18 protein-coding genes are annotated in these 16,341 nt (G+C 58.4%); 12 read left to right on the forward strand and 6 right to left on the reverse strand.

The window, feature by feature from the left end; genetic code table 11:
- The first annotated feature begins 137 nt into the window (after positions 1 to 137).
- The 3 genes from rpsF (at position 138) to rplI (ending at position 1,681) form a co-directional block, all read left to right on the forward strand.
- A complete protein-coding gene (gene rpsF, locus IRY30_RS00660) occupies positions 138 to 434 on the forward strand; it encodes a 30S ribosomal protein S6 (protein ID WP_194555495.1) in 297 nt (98 codons plus the stop codon).
- Positions 435 to 521: 87 nt separating this feature from the next.
- A complete protein-coding gene (locus tag IRY30_RS00665) occupies positions 522 to 1,139 on the forward strand; it encodes a single-stranded DNA-binding protein (protein WP_194555496.1) in 618 nt (205 codons plus the stop codon).
- Between the two features lie 89 nt (positions 1,140 to 1,228).
- Positions 1,229 to 1,681, forward strand: coding sequence for a 50S ribosomal protein L9 (gene rplI, locus IRY30_RS00670; RefSeq protein ID WP_194555497.1), 453 nt, complete (start codon positions 1,229 to 1,231; stop codon positions 1,679 to 1,681).
- A gap of 380 nt (positions 1,682 to 2,061) precedes the next feature.
- Here the strand turns inward: rplI and IRY30_RS00675 are convergent, their stop codons facing one another.
- Positions 2,062 to 3,693: a flavin-containing monooxygenase gene (locus IRY30_RS00675; RefSeq protein WP_228502451.1), complete on the reverse strand. Its 1,632-nt coding sequence runs from the start codon at positions 3,691 to 3,693 to the stop codon at positions 2,062 to 2,064.
- A gap of 422 nt (positions 3,694 to 4,115) precedes the next feature.
- Between IRY30_RS00675 and dnaB the strand changes: the two genes are divergently transcribed.
- Positions 4,116 to 5,570, forward strand: a complete 1,455-nt coding sequence (dnaB, locus tag IRY30_RS00680; RefSeq protein WP_194555499.1) for a replicative DNA helicase — start codon at positions 4,116 to 4,118, stop codon at positions 5,568 to 5,570.
- Between the two features lie 13 nt (positions 5,571 to 5,583).
- Here dnaB and IRY30_RS00685 read toward each other — a convergent pair whose 3' ends face one another.
- The gene (locus IRY30_RS00685; protein ID WP_228502454.1) at positions 5,584 to 6,063 is read right to left on the reverse strand and encodes a MarR family winged helix-turn-helix transcriptional regulator; all 480 of its coding nucleotides are present in this window, start codon (positions 6,061 to 6,063) and stop codon (positions 5,584 to 5,586) included.
- A gap of 140 nt (positions 6,064 to 6,203) precedes the next feature.
- On the opposite strand from IRY30_RS00685, the gene IRY30_RS00690 reads away from it, so the two are divergent.
- The 3 genes from IRY30_RS00690 to IRY30_RS00700 are packed head-to-tail and all read left to right on the forward strand — an operon-like array spanning position 6,204 to position 7,739.
- Positions 6,204 to 6,746, forward strand: coding sequence for a YceI family protein (locus tag IRY30_RS00690; RefSeq protein WP_194555501.1), 543 nt, complete (start codon positions 6,204 to 6,206; stop codon positions 6,744 to 6,746).
- Positions 6,747 to 6,802: 56 nt separating this feature from the next.
- Complete coding sequence (locus IRY30_RS10410) at positions 6,803 to 7,324, forward strand: CrcB family protein (protein WP_194555502.1); 522 nt, start codon at positions 6,803 to 6,805, stop codon at positions 7,322 to 7,324.
- Positions 7,317 to 7,739: a CrcB family protein gene (locus IRY30_RS00700; RefSeq protein WP_194555503.1), complete on the forward strand. Its 423-nt coding sequence runs from the start codon at positions 7,317 to 7,319 to the stop codon at positions 7,737 to 7,739. Before IRY30_RS10410 ends, IRY30_RS00700 begins: the two co-directional genes overlap by 8 nt.
- A gap of 4 nt (positions 7,740 to 7,743) precedes the next feature.
- Here IRY30_RS00700 and IRY30_RS00705 read toward each other — a convergent pair whose 3' ends face one another.
- Positions 7,744 to 8,250: a hotdog fold domain-containing protein gene (locus tag IRY30_RS00705; protein ID WP_194555504.1), complete on the reverse strand. Its 507-nt coding sequence runs from the start codon at positions 8,248 to 8,250 to the stop codon at positions 7,744 to 7,746.
- Positions 8,251 to 8,335: 85 nt separating this feature from the next.
- On the opposite strand from IRY30_RS00705, the gene trxA reads away from it, so the two are divergent.
- Positions 8,336 to 8,716, forward strand: a complete 381-nt coding sequence (gene trxA / locus IRY30_RS00710) for a thioredoxin (protein ID WP_194555505.1) — start codon at positions 8,336 to 8,338, stop codon at positions 8,714 to 8,716.
- Between the two features lie 27 nt (positions 8,717 to 8,743).
- Here the strand turns inward: trxA and IRY30_RS00715 are convergent, their stop codons facing one another.
- Positions 8,744 to 9,802: an NAD(P)-dependent alcohol dehydrogenase gene (locus IRY30_RS00715; RefSeq protein ID WP_194555506.1), complete on the reverse strand. Its 1,059-nt coding sequence runs from the start codon at positions 9,800 to 9,802 to the stop codon at positions 8,744 to 8,746.
- Between the two features lie 52 nt (positions 9,803 to 9,854).
- Here IRY30_RS00715 and IRY30_RS00720 point away from each other — a divergent pair, with 52 nt between their 5' ends.
- The 4 genes from IRY30_RS00720 (at position 9,855) to IRY30_RS00735 (ending at position 14,334) form a co-directional block, all read left to right on the forward strand.
- Complete coding sequence (locus IRY30_RS00720) at positions 9,855 to 10,700, forward strand: PspA/IM30 family protein (RefSeq protein WP_194556488.1); 846 nt, start codon at positions 9,855 to 9,857, stop codon at positions 10,698 to 10,700.
- A 207-nt stretch (positions 10,701 to 10,907) separates the two neighbouring features.
- Positions 10,908 to 12,527, forward strand: coding sequence for an MDR family MFS transporter (locus IRY30_RS00725; RefSeq protein WP_228502458.1), 1,620 nt, complete (start codon positions 10,908 to 10,910; stop codon positions 12,525 to 12,527).
- 108 nt (positions 12,528 to 12,635) lie between these two features.
- On the forward strand, positions 12,636 to 12,773 hold the full coding sequence (locus IRY30_RS00730; RefSeq protein WP_194555508.1) for a hypothetical protein: 138 nt from the start codon (positions 12,636 to 12,638) through the stop codon (positions 12,771 to 12,773).
- 244 nt (positions 12,774 to 13,017) lie between these two features.
- A complete protein-coding gene (locus IRY30_RS00735) occupies positions 13,018 to 14,334 on the forward strand; it encodes an ISL3 family transposase (RefSeq protein WP_194555509.1) in 1,317 nt (438 codons plus the stop codon).
- Here the strand turns inward: IRY30_RS00735 and IRY30_RS00740 are convergent.
- Both IRY30_RS00740 and IRY30_RS00745 read right to left on the reverse strand, forming a co-directional pair.
- Positions 14,331 to 14,696 carry a hypothetical protein gene (locus IRY30_RS00740; protein ID WP_194555510.1) on the reverse strand — a complete coding sequence of 122 codons (366 nt, stop codon included), beginning with the start codon at positions 14,694 to 14,696 and terminating at the stop codon, positions 14,331 to 14,333. The genes IRY30_RS00735 and IRY30_RS00740 overlap by 4 nt on opposite strands.
- A gap of 869 nt (positions 14,697 to 15,565) precedes the next feature.
- Entirely contained in the window at positions 15,566 to 16,324 is a 759-nt protein-coding gene (locus IRY30_RS00745) for a decaprenylphospho-beta-D-erythro-pentofuranosid-2-ulose 2-reductase (RefSeq protein ID WP_194555511.1), read from the reverse strand.
- Between the last annotated feature and the right edge of the window lie 17 nt (positions 16,325 to 16,341).

The following is a 16,341-nucleotide window of genomic DNA, read 5'->3' on the forward strand; positions in this document are numbered from 1 at the left end:
CGAAGAAATGCAGGCGGGGAAATACAGACATTAGGTTTCCGAGGTGGCAGCCAGTATTATGGAAGAGTTGCTGACGCAACGACCCTCCTGCCATACCTAAAGGGGTATGGCCACAAATAACTAGACCATAGGAGGTGATGAGGTCCGTGCGTCAATACGAAATGATGATTATCATCGACCCTTCCCAGGATGAGCGCACCGTTACCCCGTCGCTGGACAAATTCTTGGAAATTGTCCGCAAGGATAACGGCAAAGTGGAAAAGGTAGACGTCTGGGGCAAGCGCCGCCTCGAGTACCCGATCCAGAAGAAGGAAGAGGGCATCTACGTTGTTCTCGACCTGAACTGCGAATCCGCTACCGTGCAGGAGCTTGACCGCGTGCTCAACATCAATGACACCATTCTGCGCACCAAGCTGCTGCGCAAGGATCAGTAACAACTGATTCTTGTGAACACAGACCGGACATAAACGGTCACTCACACCACCACACCACTTCACGAACAACACGAAAAGGCTCGAGTTATGGCACAGGGAGAAACCCCGATCACTGTGGTTGGCAACCTCGTTGCTGACCCTGAATTGCGCTACACCCCAAGCGGTGCAGCAGTGGCGAACTTCCGCGTGGCTTCCACGCCTCGCCGCTTTGATTCACAGACCAATCAGTGGGTCGATGGCGATGCCCTGTTCATGGCTTGTAACGTGTGGCGTCAAGCTGCCGAGAACGTAGCGAACTCCCTGACCAAGGGTGATCGCGTTATCGTGACCGGCCGTTTGCGCCAGCGTTCTTTCGAAAATCGTGAAGGTGAGCGCCGAAGCGTCATCGAGTTGGAAGTCGACGAAGTCGGCCCAGCTCTGAAGTACGCTACGGCGCAGGTGCAGAAGACTGCTCCCTCTAACCGCAGTGGCGGACAGGGTGGCAACTTCGGTGGTAACGGCGGTGGCCAGAGTGACTTTAACCAGGGTGGCCAGCAGAGCAACCAGAATTCCGGACAGGGATTCGGTGGCCAGGGCAACTCTGGAAACAGTGGAAACGGCGGCAACCAGGGCTTCGGCGGACGCAACGCGTCTCGTGACGATGATCCATGGAACTCCGCTCCACAGTCCGGTTTTGGTGGCGGCGACGAAGACCCACCGTTCTGATTCGCCCACTGACTAGTTGAGACTAGAACACTTAATCCACGCATTAAGTCACCCTCCATTGCACACATTGCACAACGAAAGGCTGGATCATGAAGCTGATCCTCACCGCCGCCGTTGACAAACTCGGTGTTCCCGGCGACATCGTTGAAGTCAAGGCTGGCTACGGACGTAACTACCTTTTGCCTCGCGGCTACGCCATCCTGGCGACCCGCGGCGCTGAAAAGCAGATCGAAGGCATCAAGCGCGCTCAAGAAGCTCGCGAGATCCGCGATCTGGATCACGCACGCGAAGTTAAGCAAGAGCTGGACACCCTCTCCGGTGTGACCATTCCGGTCCGCACCTCTGAGGCTGGCAAGCTGTTCGGATCTGTCACCGCTGACGATGTTGTCGCAGCAGTGAAGAAGGCCAACGGCCGCTCCCTGGACAAGCACGCTATTGCTTTGAAGAAGAACGAAGTGAAGACCACCGGCCTGTACGCCGTGGACGTGAAGCTGCAGGATGACATCGTGGCTTCCCTGAACTTCGAGGTTGTTGCACAGTAATTCCCTTATTGAGGGAACTACGTCCCCCTTCGAGGGGATGCAGCAGCAAGACAAGCAGCAGCGATAGCTCGCCACTGCCACCTGCAGAAACTCACGTAACTGTCGGTGCATGGAGTCTCTTCGGCGCAGAAAAGTCTAGACAACTTTCCTGGGCTTGGAACCCTTCCGTTTTCGGCTTAGACACCCGAAATAGCAGGGGAGCAGAAGAGGTTTCGGCGGCCCCAATCCTGCTCACTGATATTGAGACACATCAAGACAACAGCACGCCTCAATAAAAGACCCCGCAACGCCCTCGCTCAATCATTGAGCGGGTTGGCGATGCGGGGTCTTGGTGTTTCTCGGGTGCTAGCCGGGGGGTGCCCGGTAGCTAGTTCGAGCTCTTACACTGCGGCGGGGCTGGTCTTCTCAGACCCTGCAGGCTCAGCAGAATCCGTAGACCGTGCAGCGTCCGCCGCGGCCTGTTCCTTCAGTTCCTGAGCTGCAGCAATCGCGTCACGGCCAAAGACCATGTCCCGCTTATTATCGGAAGGCTTGATCCGCTTGGACTCGTAGAGGAAGTCCTGGGTGAGCCGCCAAGGATCGCGGTCGCCCTGTCGAGGCAGCAGGTGCACGCTGCGCTTGATGTAGCCCGCATCCATGTCCAGCAGCGGTTTCGTGCCGTCCACCTCATCGGGGAGCACGGGGCAGTAGTGATCTTCACCCAGCTGCTTCCACAGCGTGACCATGTAGTCGGAGGTCATATCCGCGCGCAGCGTCCATGATTGGTTGAGGTAGCCGATGGTGTAGCTGAAGTTCGGTAGGGAATCCAGCATCAATCCGCGGTAGCTCACCATGTCCGGCATCGGCAGGTGCTGGCCATCCACAGCTACCTGCGCATTGCCGAAGCCCTGCAGGACCAGGCCGGTTGCGGTGACGATCACGTCTGCCTCGATAAAGCGCCCATCTTGGAGCTTGATACCGCGCTCCTGGACTTCCTCGATGTTGCCCGTGACCACCTGGGCGCCATTAGCGATGGACTGGTAGATATCCCCGTCCGGTGCCTTACATACGCGCTGGTCCCACGGGTTGTAGGGAGGCTTGAAGTGCTGCTTGACCTGCTCTGCAGGCAGGTACTTGCGTGCCCAGTAGTGGAACACGCCCTTGGCCAGGGTGGGGTATTTCTGACACAGGTAGTACTGGGCCATATCCCGGCGCACGTGGATTGCCCGAGCCACCTTATCCGAGTACTTGTCGGGCAGCACCGCGCGGGAGCACGCGGAGATCCAGTCGGTTTCCAGCAGGGGAGCGATGTAGGTGGGTGTGCGCTGGAGCATGGTCGCCTCTGCACCCATGTTGTGCAGCGCGGGCAGCAGCGTGATGGAGGTAGCGCCGGAACCGATCACCACGACCTTCTTGGAGCGCACGTCGAGATCCTTGGGCCAGCGCTGAGGGTGAATCACGGTGCCCTGGAAGTTTTCGATGCCAGGAATGCTGGCGGTGAACCCATGGGAGTGGCGGAAGTAACCGGCGGCGAAGTGGATCCTCTTCGTCCAGATCACCCGTTCCTTCTTTTCGACGCCATCTTCTCCGCCCTCAGCCATCGCCTCACCTGCAGGGCCGCTCTGCATCCGCACAGACCAGAGGCCAGATTCGGTGTGGAACTCGGCTTCCTGAACCCACGTGGAGAGCAGCAGGCGATCCAGGAAGCCAGCATCCTGAGCGACCTCACGAACGTAGTTGCGGATGTCCGCAGCACTACCCAAGGAGCCGCTGTGTGGCCACGGCTTGAACGGGAAGGCGAAGGTGGCCATATCGGAATCTGAGCGGATGCCGGGGTAGGTGAAGGTGTTCCAGGTTCCGCCCACGTCGGTGTTGGAATCCACTGCCATCCATTCCCATTCGGGGAGGCGCTCGTGGACGTGGTGAGCCAGATCCACTCCGGAGATTCCGGCTCCGACGATGATCAGGTCAAAAGGTTTATCTGAGGAGTTATCTTCCAGCTTGAGCTGGGATCCATAAGTGGTGGTGTGCATAGTTCTCCACATTAGAACCTCAACGCAGAATAAGTTTGGTATCGGAAAAGAATTTATAATTTTGTTCGCGGTGGGAGAGGGGGATTCCCCGGAGCGGGGGCACTGATAATTAAGTGAATATAAGGTGAAATGAGCGAACTTAGTGTGACCTGCGGGTATAGAACCGTGGGGATTCCGCGAGCTGGGGAAATGCTTATCCCCAAGTTATCCACCGGTGTGCAATGTGCATAAAGTAGCAAATCTGCACACGTGACCTGCGGGTTTAGGAATAACTGCAGGTCATGGGCCTGAGTTTCCACAGTTTATCCACAAGCTGAACTGGGGATAAGAAAGTTTTCCACAAGCTGTCCACAGAATATCCCCAAGAGGCTGTGGAATTGAGGTTTTCCCGGGCTGTCTTGAGGCGCGCTAAGGTACTGGACATGAGCGCACAGGGACAGGGCATGCAGTTTGGGGAGCCACCAGCCGTAGAGCCGTGGGAAGAACAGCCACGCAACTCCGGGGGAGGCGGGCAGTACCGGAAGGCCGCGCAGGATCTGGGCCGGCAGATGCCACAGAACGTGGAAGCGGAGCAGGGCGTGCTCGGCGGCATGATGTTGAACAAGGAAGCCATCGCGGATGTGGTGGAAAAACTGACGATGGATGATTTCTATCGCCCAGCGCACGCCACCATTTTCGAGACCATCCTGCGGCTCTATGGCGAGGGCAAAGAAATCGACCCGGTGATCGTGGCCGGGCGTCTGGATAGGGATGCGCAGCTGGAGGCCGTGGGTGGAGCCACGTACCTGCACAGCATCATTTCCCGCACGCCCACCTCGGCAAACGTTGGTTTCTACGCGGGCCTGGTGGCGGAAAAGGCTACGCTGCGCCGCTTGGTTCAGGCGGGTACCAAGATCGTGCAGCTGGGTTACTCCGGCATCGAGGGTGCGGAAGTGGCCACGGTGGTGGATAACGCGCAGCAAGAGATGTTCAAGATGACCAACTCCGCTGCCGCGGAGGATTATCAGGTCTTTGCAGAGCTGCTGGATGAAACCATGCAGGAAATCGAGGAAAAAGAAGCCGAAGGTGGCCTGGCTCAGGGCGTGCCGACTGGTTTTGTGGATCTCGATGACATGACCAACGGCCTGCATGGTGGGCAGATGATCATTGTCGCAGCTCGCCCAGGTGTGGGTAAGTCCACGTTGGCCTTGGACTTCATGCGCAGCGCGTCTATCAAGCACAACAAGCCCTCGGCTCTGTTCAGCCTGGAAATGAGTAAGAGGGAGGTGATGATGCGCATCTTCTCCGCCGAGGCGGAGGTGCATCTCTCCGCGATGCGCGGCGGCAAGATGGATGAGGATGACTGGAAGCGGCTCACCCTGCGCCTGGGAGAGATTGACCAGGCGCCCATCTTCATTGATGATTCCCCCAACCTCACCATGATGGAGATTCGCGCTAAAGCGCGCCGTCTCAAGCAGCAGCATGATCTATCGCTCGTGGTGGTGGACTACCTGCAGCTGATGAGCTCGGGTCAGCGCGTGGAATCCCGCCAGCAGGAGGTCTCGGACTTCTCCCGTCAGCTCAAGCTGCTGGCCAAGGAGGTGGATGTTCCCGTGATCGCCATCTCTCAGCTGAACCGTGGTGTGGAATCTCGTGGTGATGATGCATTGCCGCGCGTCTCAGACCTGCGTGAGTCTGGCTCGCTGGAGCAGGATGCGGATATGGTGATGCTGATCAACCGCCCGGATGCCACCAACCGTGATCACGAACGTGCTGGTGAGGCGGACATTATCCTGGCTAAGCACCGCGGTGGCCCCATCGGTACGATTACCGTGGCGCACCAGTTGCAGTACTCCAAGTTCAGCGATGTGGCGCGCGATTATCGCTCGCCGATGTAGTCGATGTAGAGGTTTAGCGCAGGTGGGTGGCTAGCTTGCTCAGGATTCGGCCGAGGTCATCCACATCTTTGGGGTCTAGCTGGTCGAAGAAGTGCTCTCGCACAGCGCCGGCGTGCCCAGGCGCTGCGGCCTTGATTACCTCCAGGCCGTGGTCTTCGATGGCCACGAACGCCCCGCGGCCGTCATTACTGCAGGTCTCCCTGCGGACCAGTTCTCGTTTGGCCATGCGGGTGATCTGGTGGGACAGGCGGGAGCGATCCCACTGGAGGGCCTCCGCCAGAACCGCGATTCGCTCCCGCTTTTCCGGGTGCTCGGAGAGCTGCACCAGAACCACATAATCCGCTAAGGAAATGGAGGAATCCGCCTGCAGCTGGCGAGCGAGCACGGTATCCATCCGCCCAGAGACGAGGATCCAATCCCGCCACGTGCGCTGCTCTTCGCTGGTCAGCCAGGGGTGTTGCCCATCTTCAGGCCGATTATTGCTTTCATTCATATAAACGATTAAACCATATAAAAAATATAGTTGACGCATCACCTAACATGAACTAGGCTGGTTTTCAGAGTCGAGCTCTTAAGAACGAAGCTTGGCGTCGAACACAATGAACATCAACCCAAAGAAAGTCAGGAGACATCATGTCTACCGTTAACAATTACGCAGGTAATTTCACCATCGATCCCACCCACTCTGAGATCGGCTTTACCGCTCGCCACGCGATGGTTACCAAGGTCCGCGGCTCCTTCACCGAGTTCAGCGGCACCGCCTCTTCCGAGGAGAACCTGAACAACGCGCAGATTAACGTGGAGATCGACGTGAACTCCGTGGATACCCGCAACTCTGACCGCGACGGCCACCTGAAGACCGGTGACTTCTTCGAGACCGAGAAGTACCCAAAGATCACCTTCAAGTCCACCGATATCAAGGCCAAGGACGATGAGACCCTCGAGGTCACCGGCGATCTGACCATCAAGGATGTCACCAAGCCAGTGACCATCGATTTCGAATTCAACGGCGAGGCTGTAGACCCATTCGGCAACACCCGCGTGGGTTTCGAAGGCCAGACCACCATTAACCGCAAGGACTTCGGCCTGAACTTCCAGGCTGCACTGGATACCGGCGGAGTGCTGGTGTCCGAGAAGATCACCCTGAACTTCGACATCTCCGCCATCAAGCAGTAATTCCCCGCAAAGCTGGCTTCAACACTGGGGATTAAACGCAGTAGTAAGCTGCGCTTATGACCAGCCCGCACCGCTCTTCCGACCCGGCCACATCGCCTGGTTGGGGAGCGGTGTTTCTGGTTTTTCTGGGCGGGGCGTTCGGGGTGCTGCTCTCCACCATGGTTCGCCAGCTGGGGATGGGTGCGTTCGGCTCGGCAGCGCTGCCGTTGCTGCTGGTCAACGTGGTGGGGGCATTGCTGCTGGGGCTGTTGGTGGGTTTAATTCCCGACGCCACAAGCCGCTGGAGACTGTTTTTAGGCACGGGCTTGCTGGGCGGTTTCACTAGTTTTTCGGCCATCCCCGCGAGCCTCTTCCCACCGCTGCGCGAAAGCGTGGAGCTGTTCGGGAACACGGGAGAGCCGGCTGTGTATAGCGATGAAATGCCAGGTCCGGACCCGGTTATGGATCACTCGGGTTTAGAGGCATTGCTTCTAGCTCCGCTGTCCCTGGTGCTCGGGGTGCTGGCAGCGATGCTGGGGATGTGGATCGCGCGGCAGTTAATCAGCCGAGGCGGGGGAGTTGGTGGCGCACGTGTTTAGTTTGATGTGGATCATCATCGCCGCGTGTGGCGGGCTGGGCGCGGTGGGGCGCTACCTGCTGGAACGGCACTTCAAGGGCACGAGGGGATGGACTCCCATGCGTGCAGTTTCTGCCATCAACCTGCTGGGTTGCGTGCTATTGGGCCTGCTCAGCGGGATAATTCTAGCCCTGAGTGAGGCACATGGTGGGGGATGGTTGCTCCCCGCAGCGGTGGCTGCAACCGCTCTGTGCGGGGGATTTACCACGTTTTCCACGGCCATGGTGGAGGCAGCCCAGGAACCCCGCGGAATGAAGAATGCCGGAACCACACTCGCGGTGATGCTCGTTGGGTGCGTCATCGCGTTTGCCGTGATGCTGGTGCTGGGCTTTCTGGGCGCGACCGTGTTCTTCCCGGCCCCCACATTGCCCAGTTGAGCAGCTACTTTTTAGCGGTCACCCAGATATCGATTTCTGCGTAGACGGGCTCATTGCCCGCGGCATCGGTGTAGTGGATGGTCACGGTGACGGTCTGTCCACCGGAAGCCTTAGTGATCTGGGAGAAATCAGGCAGCTCAGCGGTGGCCTTGGCGGTCAGCCCACCGGTGGACTTGGTGAGGTACTTGGTGCGCATTCCCTGGGGCAGCCAGCGGTGCGTGGCAGGGAGGGAAGCTTCTGCCAGCATTCCCATCGCCATCTCCGCTACGTTGCAGGCAGCAATGGCATGGAAAGTCTTGATGTGGTTGTTCACACCGATCCACTTTGGGGCCTTGACCTCGGAGTATCCGGGGCGCATCTCGACGACATGCGGGAAAACCGTGCCAAAGTAAGGCGCCTTCGCGCAGACCGCAGCAGAGAACAGGCGCGTGCCTCCTGGCTTTGACGAAAACTTCTTCCACATGGCGAAGGTTGAGGAGGGATTGGCATTGGCGTCGAAATCAGAAGACATGAAGCACAGCTTAGCCGAGGGAATAAGGAAAGCGTCGCGTAGCGTTGAAAGAGTTAACAAACCTCAAACGAAAGGGATCAACACAATGGCTACCGTTGAAATCACTGGAGATAACTTCCAAGACACCATTTCTCAGGATGGCATCGTGCTGCTGGATTTCTGGGCAGAGTGGTGCGGTCCTTGTAAGCGTTTCGGCCCAATCTTTGAAGATGTCAGCGATAAGTACACCGAGCACACCTTCGGCAAGGTCGATACAGAGGCCAACCAGGAGCTCTCCGCTGCGTTGCAGATTCAGTCCATCCCCACCCTGATGGTGTTCCGCGATGGCGTGCTGCTGGCTCGCGAAGCCGGATTGCTGCCCGCAGCTGCTCTCGAGGAGCTCGTGGCCAAGGCTGAAGAGCTGGACATGGACGATGTGCGTAAGCAGATCATCGCCGCTGAGGCTGAGCAGGCTGGCCAAGAGTAAAGCCGCCGGCTCAGAACGAGCCGGAGCCTAGAACGTGGTTGCGTCGATGACGAAGCGGTAACGCACGTCGGAGTTGACCACGCGCTCGTAGGCTTCATTGATCTGTTCCGCGGGAATCACTTCCACCTCAGCGGTGATGTTGTTTTCCGCGCAGAAGTCGATCATTTCCTGAGTCTGCTGGATGCCGCCGATCTGGCTGCCGGTCACGTTGCGACCCTTGCCGATGAGCAGGCCAGCGGGGATCTGCATCGCATCAGTTGGCAGGCCCAGCAGCACCAGGCTTCCCTTGGTGGAAAGCATCTTGATCAGCGGGATCACGTCATGTGGGGCACTGACGGTATCGATGATCACGTCGAGCGACTCGCGGTAGGGCTTGTAGTAGTCCTCCTCTGCGGTGGCCACGTAGTTGCTGGCGCCCAGGCGCAGGCCGTCTTCCTTCTTGGACAGGCCGTGGCTGAATACCGTGACTTCCGCACCCATGGCTCCGGCGATCTGCACCGCGACGTGGCCGAGGCCACCCATGCCCACCACACCGACGCGTGAGCCCTTGCCCACGCCCGCGTTCTGCAGTGGGGAGAACGTGGTGATGCCCGCGCACAGCAGGGGAGTGGCTGCCGCGGCTTCTGGCTTTTCCAGGTCGCTGAAGGCTTCTGGAATGCGGATGAGGAAGTCTTCGCGGCACACGATGTGTGTGCTGTAACCGCCCTGGGTGATGCTGCCATCGTGGCGGTCTACTCCGTTGTACGTGCCGGTCGCGCCCTGCTCGCAGTAGTTTTCTTCATTCCCGACGCAAGCACTGCATTCTCCGCAGCTATCCACCAGGCAACCGATACCGACCACATCGCCGGTGCGGAACTTCTGCACCTCGGGGCCGGTCTCAACGATGGTGCCGATGATTTCGTGGCCAGGGGTCATGGGGAAATTCTCGTGGGGCCAATCGCCATTCACCGTGTGAATATCCGAGTGGCAGATGCCCGCCCAGCGGATTTCTAGGAGGCAATCATCGGCGCGGAGTTCGCGCCGGGTCAGCGTGGATTTGGTGAGCTGAGAGTCAGGGGATTCGGCTGTGTAGCATGCAACGTCCATGTCAGAAGTCTACGCTGGATGGCAAAATCGGCACTCAACGTTCGGAGTAATCGTGGCTAATCCCTTGTCCAAAGGCTGGAAGTACCTGATGCAGTCCCTCGATACCAAGATCGAGGACAACGCTGACCCGAAGGTGCAGATCCAACAGGCTGCTGAGGCTTCTCGCCGCCAGCACGCGGAACTCACCAAGCAGGCGGCTGCCGTGATTGGCAACCGCAATCAGCTGGAGATGAAGATGCATCGCCTGCAGGAGGACGTGCAGAAGCTTTCCAATAACGCTCGGATGGCTATTCAGCAGGCGGATCAGGCCAACGCAGCGGGGGATGCGGCCAAGGCTCAGGAGCTCAACCAGACCGCTGAAGTGTTCGCCTCTCAGCTGGTCACGGTGGAAAAAGAGCTGGAAGATACCAAGCAGATGCACGCCGGCGCGGTTGAGAGCGCCAAGCAGGCAGAAGCGCAGAAGCAGCAGGCAGATATGCGCTTCCAGGAGCAGCAACAGCAGATCCAGCAGCTGCAGCAGCAGGTGGATCAAACGAAGATGCAGGAAGCCACCGCGCAGTCCGTGCAGCAGATGAATGGCATGCAGAGCCTGCAGAATGATGATTCCGTGCCCACCTTGGATAGCGTGAGGGACAAGATCGAGCAGCGCTACGCCCAGGCCTTGGGCGCCCAAGAGCTGGTGGAGGGTTCCGTGCAGGGGCGAATGGACGAGATTGCCGCTGCCGGAAACGACATGCGCGCCACCTCCCGCCTGGATCAGATCCGCGCGGAGATGAAGGGTGAGCTGGAGTCCGGGAAGGGCTCGGAGGCTGCTTCCGGTGCCGTTGTTGATGCTGAAGGTCAAGAGGATGCCGCGGGTTCTGCTGACTCGAACCCATACATGGGCGAGAACAAGTAGATCCGCTGCTTAGATCTACTGCGTAGTCTCACTGGATTTTCCAGTTTGCGCGAGGGTTAAACCGGGCGTACTTTTAGTTGTTCGCACTTCCCGATTCTGTGTCGTTTTGCTGCTAAAAGCACTGGTCAGAATGGGTATTTGGAAAAGTGCCGGCCCATGAACTGAAAGTTTTATACAGTTCCCCGCTCAAGAAAGATGCCTTCGCAGTTGACTAGTAACGATCCTCACACTCCGCAGCCAAATGCGGCTCAGTCCCAGCCCCATGGGCATGGCGAGTCGCAGGCAAACGCCACTCCAGCCTCCACAACTACCCAGCCTCCAGCAGCCCAGGGTGGCAATCACGGTCTGCTGATCGGCATCTTGGTGGTCGCGGCTTTCGTCGTGATCCTCAACGAGACCACCCTGACCGTGGCTCTGCCAGTCCTCATGGAGGACTTCAAGATTTCTCCTGAAGCGGCGCAGTGGCTCACCACGTCCTTCATGGTCACCATGGCTGTGGTCATCCCCACCACGGGTTGGATCATGCAGCGGTTTAGCCTCCGCTCCATCTATATCTTCGCGCTGCTCACGTTCCTCGCTGGCACGATTCTGGCCGCCGCATCACCAACCTTCGCTGTTCTGCTGGTGGCTCGCATCATCCAGGCCACTGGCACCGCGTTGGTGATTCCACTGCTCATGACCACCATCATGCGTCTGATCCCCGTGGAACGCCGCGGCGGCGTGATGGGCCTGGTTTCCGTGGTTATCGCCGTGGCACCTGCCATCGGCCCCACATTCTCCGGCTTCGTGCTTGAGCACCTGACCTGGCACTGGACCTTCATCCTGATGATCCCGCTGGTGGTCATCGCGCTGCTCATCGGCGTGTGGCAGGTCAAGAACTTCGAAGTTCCTAGCCGCCCTTCCCTGGATATCCTCTCCGTGATCCTCTCCGCCGTGGGATTCGCTGGCCTCATCTACGGTGTGGTTGGCCTGGCTTCCCTGGCCGAGGGCATTCCTTGGGATCGCGTAGCAATCCTGGTCGTGGCCATCGCGGTGCTGACCGTCTTCTTTACCCGCCAGAACAAACTCGCGAAGTCTCAGCAGGCGACCCTGGCCCAGCAGGATGCGTCCGGTGTAGCGCGAGACGCTGGCGCCGACGAAAAGATCCCCGCCCCACTGCTCAACCTGGAGCCACTGCGCTCCCGCGAGTACATCCTCTCCCTCGCCCTGATGCTGCTGAGCTTCTCCATGCTCTTCGGTTTCATCATCCTGATGCCGCTGTACGGCCAAAACGTGCTGGGAATGTCCGAGTTTGAAACCGGCCTGGTCTCGTTGCCAGGTGGTTTGCTGATGGGCGTGCTGGGTCCGATTGTTGGTCGGATTTACGACGCCAAGGGCGTGCGCATCCTGATCATCCCCGGTTCAATCCTGCTGGCCTTGTCCATGGCCGGATTTGCCACGCTGACCCCTGATTCCACGGCATGGCACCTGACCGCCTACGCGGTTCTGCTGAACCTGGGCATCGCGTTCATGATGACTCCACTGATGTCCAACGCTCTGGCTGCCGTGCCGAACCACTTGGCTTCTCACGGCCAGGCGATCCTGAACACGTTCCAGCAGATCGCTGGCGGTGCGGGTACCGCGATCTTCATCGCGATCATGACCTACGCTTCCACGAACTACGCGAAGCGCGGGTACACGGATCCCGTCACGATTCTGGATCACGGCATCCATGTGGCCTTCATGTTCGGCCTGATCATCTCGATCATCCCGATCGTGTTCTCCATCTTCGTCAAGTTCGACGTGTTGCGTGACAAGAAGCCGGAAAAGGCTGCTGCTGCGAAGTAGCTGGGATTTGCCGGTTTAACTGTTCAAGCTGGCGGATATTAAAAACGGACCTGCTCCCTGCGATGGGGAGTGGGTCCGTTTTCGCTGTGTGGTGGTTGGGCCGGGTGATTGGGAAGATTCTCACTTGCGTATATCGCGTCGTCGAATTCCAGCCGCAAGGGTGCAGAGGATCATTCCACAGATCCCAATGATGGCGTCGGCTCTGTCAGCGATGAAAAGACCGATGAGGGTCAAGCCGACGATTAAAAGAACCACGGATGTAAAGAGGCCGGTGCTCTTTTTCATATTTCACCTCGTTCTTGAGACTATCCCCGTGAACTTCACGCAGGTAGGGCGAGGGTTATGAGGATGGGGAGTTAACCGGCTCTTCGCGTTTCGGAGTGCGTAGGTGAGCCCAGGGTGGAGTTCGGGGTGGCACAACATATAGGGGTCCTGGCCGGTACAAGATGAGAGTTGCGAAGCTTCCATCCAACCGAACCAGGACCCTACTGTGCAGCCTACTACTGGCAACCTCGTGGCCGACACCATCTGCCGGACCGCCGAGATCGGCCTGACGATCACCGGTGCCGCCGACGCCGGAAACATCACCATCATCGACGCCACACCCGTGTCCGCGAGCAACACCTGCCCTGACTGCGCACAGTCCGGGAAGCTTCGCGACCACGTCCTTCGCCGTCTCGTCGATCTGCCCGTCGTGGGGTTCCCCACCCGTCTGCACGTGCGCGTCCCCCGTTTCACCTGCACGGACACCACCTGCGACAGGAAGATCTTCCAGACCTCCCTGACCTGCGCCGATGATGGTGCGAAGCTGACCCACCGGGTCACCCGCTGGGTCCTCCAGCGCCTGGCAGTCGACCGCATGAGTGTGTCCGCCACGGCGAAAGCACTCGGGGTGGGCTGGGAGCTGGTCAACCAGGTCGCTGTCGATGCTTGCCGCAAGCTTGTCTACGACAACCCCTCCCACCTGGACGGCGTACGCATCCTCGGGGTCGACGAGCATGTGTGGAAGCACACCCGCCGCCCGGGCCAGCCATCGTCGTTTGTGACGGTCCTGGTGGACCTGACACCCCTGGTCACCGGGGCAGGTCCTGCCCGGTTGCTGGACATGCGCCCGGGACGCAGCGCACAGGTGCTGCGCACCTGGCTGCAGGAACGCGATCCTGCTTTCCTGGAAAATGTGCAGGTGGTGACCATGGACGGCTTCACCGGTTACGCCTCGGCCGTGGACCAGATTCTCCCGGATGCCACCAAGGTCATGGATCCCTTCCATGTCGTGCACCTGGCCGCGGACAAGCTCACCGGGTGTCGGCAACGCCTGCAACGTGAAACCTCGGGGCGGCGTGGGCGTAAGGATGATCCGTTGTACAAGTACCGACGCACCTTGTTGACCAGGAGGAACTACCTCACCGAGCGGCAGAACAGGCGGCTGGACCTGTTGTGGGCCACCGACGACGAGTACGTCGCCTTGGAGGTCACCTGGATGTTTTACCAGGACATGATTGCGGCTTACGGGCATCCGAAGAAATCGGAGGGGAAGAAGTTGATGGAACGGATCATTAACACCCTGCGCAAGGGGCTGCCCGCAGGGCTGGAGGAGCTCGCCCAGCTGGGTCGGACGCTGTGGCGCCGGCGTGAGGACGTGCTCGCCTACTTCGACATCGGTGCATCCAACGGCCCTGTGGAAGCGATCAACGGTCGGCTTGAGCACCTGCGCGGCATCGCCCTGGGCTTCAGGAACCTCAACCACTACATATTGCGGTCACTGATCCACTCCGGACAGCTGCAAACCAGGATCAACGCACTCTAAATCGTGAAGACCCAGTTAACCTCGCGATTGCGTTGTCCTCTATTGAGTGAGAAAACTGTTAGCAACGCAAGCGAGACAAAAACTATGAGAACCGCGATTCGAGTGAATGTGGACGGAAAGAGGCTGGACACGATGAGACCGAAAATAATTGTCGGTGCTCCGTATAGCCAAGAAAACTTCACTCGCTTAGCTACTGCAAGATAGATCGAGCCAGCAATACCAATCGTAAGCGGAGCAAGCCATAGGGCAGTTGAAGTCGAACCTTCCGTCATGGCCGGGTCCTTCTGCACGGACAGCAAAGTGCAACCGGAAAAGACCAGAACATAGAAGAAAAGTTGTAAGAAAACAGTTTGACGGTTCATGCTCACCTCGAACTAGCAGTAGTCAGCGTACACGGGAGGGTAATCGGCATGGATACCGATTTTCAGCCCGCGATTAGTGGCTACTGCAGTAACAGCTCGGCCGCCGATTTCTATCAGGCTAGGCGCACTGGCCACGGCCAACACCGCGCCGATTGCAGTACCGACAGGGCCTCCGAATGCAGTTGCGGCCGCTTCGAGGGCAGCCGCGATAGCTACGGGCCCGGCCTCAGATGCTGCGACTATAGCAGCGCCTGCTCCGACGAGAAGATCATCATGACTGAAGCACACAGCGGATCCCTCTCGCGAGGCGAACGTAGCGTGTTGGCTAGCCCCTGTGTGGGATGGTTTGCCAAGCACGGAGCGGTGAAGCAGTAAAATTTCCTGCTGGGTGAATCCATATTCAGAAGCAAGTTTTTGATCTGACGCTGTTGTAGCAATTTTTCCATTGTGGTCGACAAAGGTTTTGGAGGCCCCAGCTACATGGTCAAGAAATGCTTGTTTTTCGGGGGAGAGCTGTTGAGAAGCGGATGCTTGAAGGACGTGAGTGGCCGGTGTAGGGGACGCAGCGGCCACTCCCATTAAAGGAAAAGGAAGAGTTAGGGCAAGAGCGAATGCAGCTATTGAACGCGAGGTCTTAGACACGATGAGTCTCCGGTGGTGGTGAGGAAATGGAACGAAATTATAGTTTCATAACCATCCACTGAAGGAAATAACTTTTTCGAATATTTATTTAACTTTTTGGTTATTATATGTAGCCGTTTAGGGAATGCTTACGATTTCATTTTTGTCGAAATAAACGATGCGTCGCGGAATCAAAAATTAATCGAAAGCTGGGCTGCACGATGACGGGGTACTAGCAGCCCTAGCCCTTAAATAGGCAGCTTGCGCAGTACTGGCAGCGGCAGGTGCTTCAGCACGAACATGATCGGCTGGAACAGCGGGTGAACCCAGATCAGGGACTTCTTGTTGTCTACGGCCTTGGCAATAGCCTTCGCCACATCTTCCTTGTCAACGGTCAGCGGGGCATCGTCCAGACCCTGGGTCATGTTGGTACGCGCCTGACCAGGGCGAACCGTGAGAACGTTCACACCGGTGCCGCGCAACGCCTCACCGAGCATGCGGTAGAAGCCGTCAGTGCCAGCCTTCGAGGAGCCGTAGACGAAGTTGGAACGGCGCACCATCTCGCCAGCCACGGAGGAGAACACCACGATCTGACCGTGGCCCTGCTTCTTCATCCGCTCAGCCAGCAGAACGCCCACGGAAACCGCGCCGGTGTAATTCACCTGAGCAGCCAAAACTGCGCTCTTCTGGTTCTGCCACTGCTCCTCGTTGTCACCGAGAATGCCGAAGGCCACGATGGCCAGGTCGATATCCCCTTCAGCCCACATCTCTTCAAAGAGGGCAGGGTGGGAATCGAAATCGGTGGCGTCGAAAATAAAATTGCTTACTTCGGAGGCGCCGGCCTTCTCCAAACGCTCCTCAGCAGGCTCGAGGGACTCGCCATCGCGAGCAGCCAAGATGACGCGCGCTGGGCCACGGGAGAGGAATTCCTCCACCACGGCCAGGCCCATATCGGAGGCACCGCCAAGCAAGAGGATGGACTGGGGTTTACCAACAGCGTTGATCATGAAAAATCTCCTTGAAT

The sequence above is a fragment of the Corynebacterium suicordis DSM 45110 genome, assembly GCF_015351405.1.
Lineage (GTDB): Bacteria > Actinomycetota > Actinomycetes > Mycobacteriales > Mycobacteriaceae > Corynebacterium > Corynebacterium suicordis.

What these genes read in the sequence shown, in the direction of transcription:
- dnaB (WP_194555499.1), top strand. Translation starts at nt 4,116, where the DNA reads ATGAGCGCACAGGGACAGGGCATGCAGTTTGGGGAGCCACCAGCCGTA.
- IRY30_RS00690 (WP_194555501.1), top strand. Translation starts at nt 6,204, where the DNA reads ATGTCTACCGTTAACAATTACGCAGGTAATTTCACCATCGATCCCACC.
- IRY30_RS00665 (WP_194555496.1), top strand. Translation starts at nt 522, where the DNA reads ATGGCACAGGGAGAAACCCCGATCACTGTGGTTGGCAACCTCGTTGCT.
- IRY30_RS10410 (WP_194555502.1), top strand. Translation starts at nt 6,803, where the DNA reads ATGACCAGCCCGCACCGCTCTTCCGACCCGGCCACATCGCCTGGTTGG.
- IRY30_RS00715 (WP_194555506.1), bottom strand. Translation starts at nt 9,802, where the DNA reads ATGGACGTTGCATGCTACACAGCCGAATCCCCTGACTCTCAGCTCACC.
- trxA (WP_194555505.1), top strand. Translation starts at nt 8,336, where the DNA reads ATGGCTACCGTTGAAATCACTGGAGATAACTTCCAAGACACCATTTCT.
- IRY30_RS00740 (WP_194555510.1), bottom strand. Translation starts at nt 14,696, where the DNA reads ATGAACCGTCAAACTGTTTTCTTACAACTTTTCTTCTATGTTCTGGTC.
- rplI (WP_194555497.1), top strand. Translation starts at nt 1,229, where the DNA reads ATGAAGCTGATCCTCACCGCCGCCGTTGACAAACTCGGTGTTCCCGGC.
- IRY30_RS00745 (WP_194555511.1), bottom strand. Translation starts at nt 16,324, where the DNA reads ATGATCAACGCTGTTGGTAAACCCCAGTCCATCCTCTTGCTTGGCGGT.
- IRY30_RS00675 (WP_228502451.1), bottom strand. Translation starts at nt 3,693, where the DNA reads ATGCACACCACCACTTATGGATCCCAGCTCAAGCTGGAAGATAACTCC.
- IRY30_RS00705 (WP_194555504.1), bottom strand. Translation starts at nt 8,250, where the DNA reads ATGTCTTCTGATTTCGACGCCAATGCCAATCCCTCCTCAACCTTCGCC.
- IRY30_RS00685 (WP_228502454.1), bottom strand. Translation starts at nt 6,063, where the DNA reads ATGAATGAAAGCAATAATCGGCCTGAAGATGGGCAACACCCCTGGCTG.
- rpsF (WP_194555495.1), top strand. Translation starts at nt 138, where the DNA reads ATGAGGTCCGTGCGTCAATACGAAATGATGATTATCATCGACCCTTCC.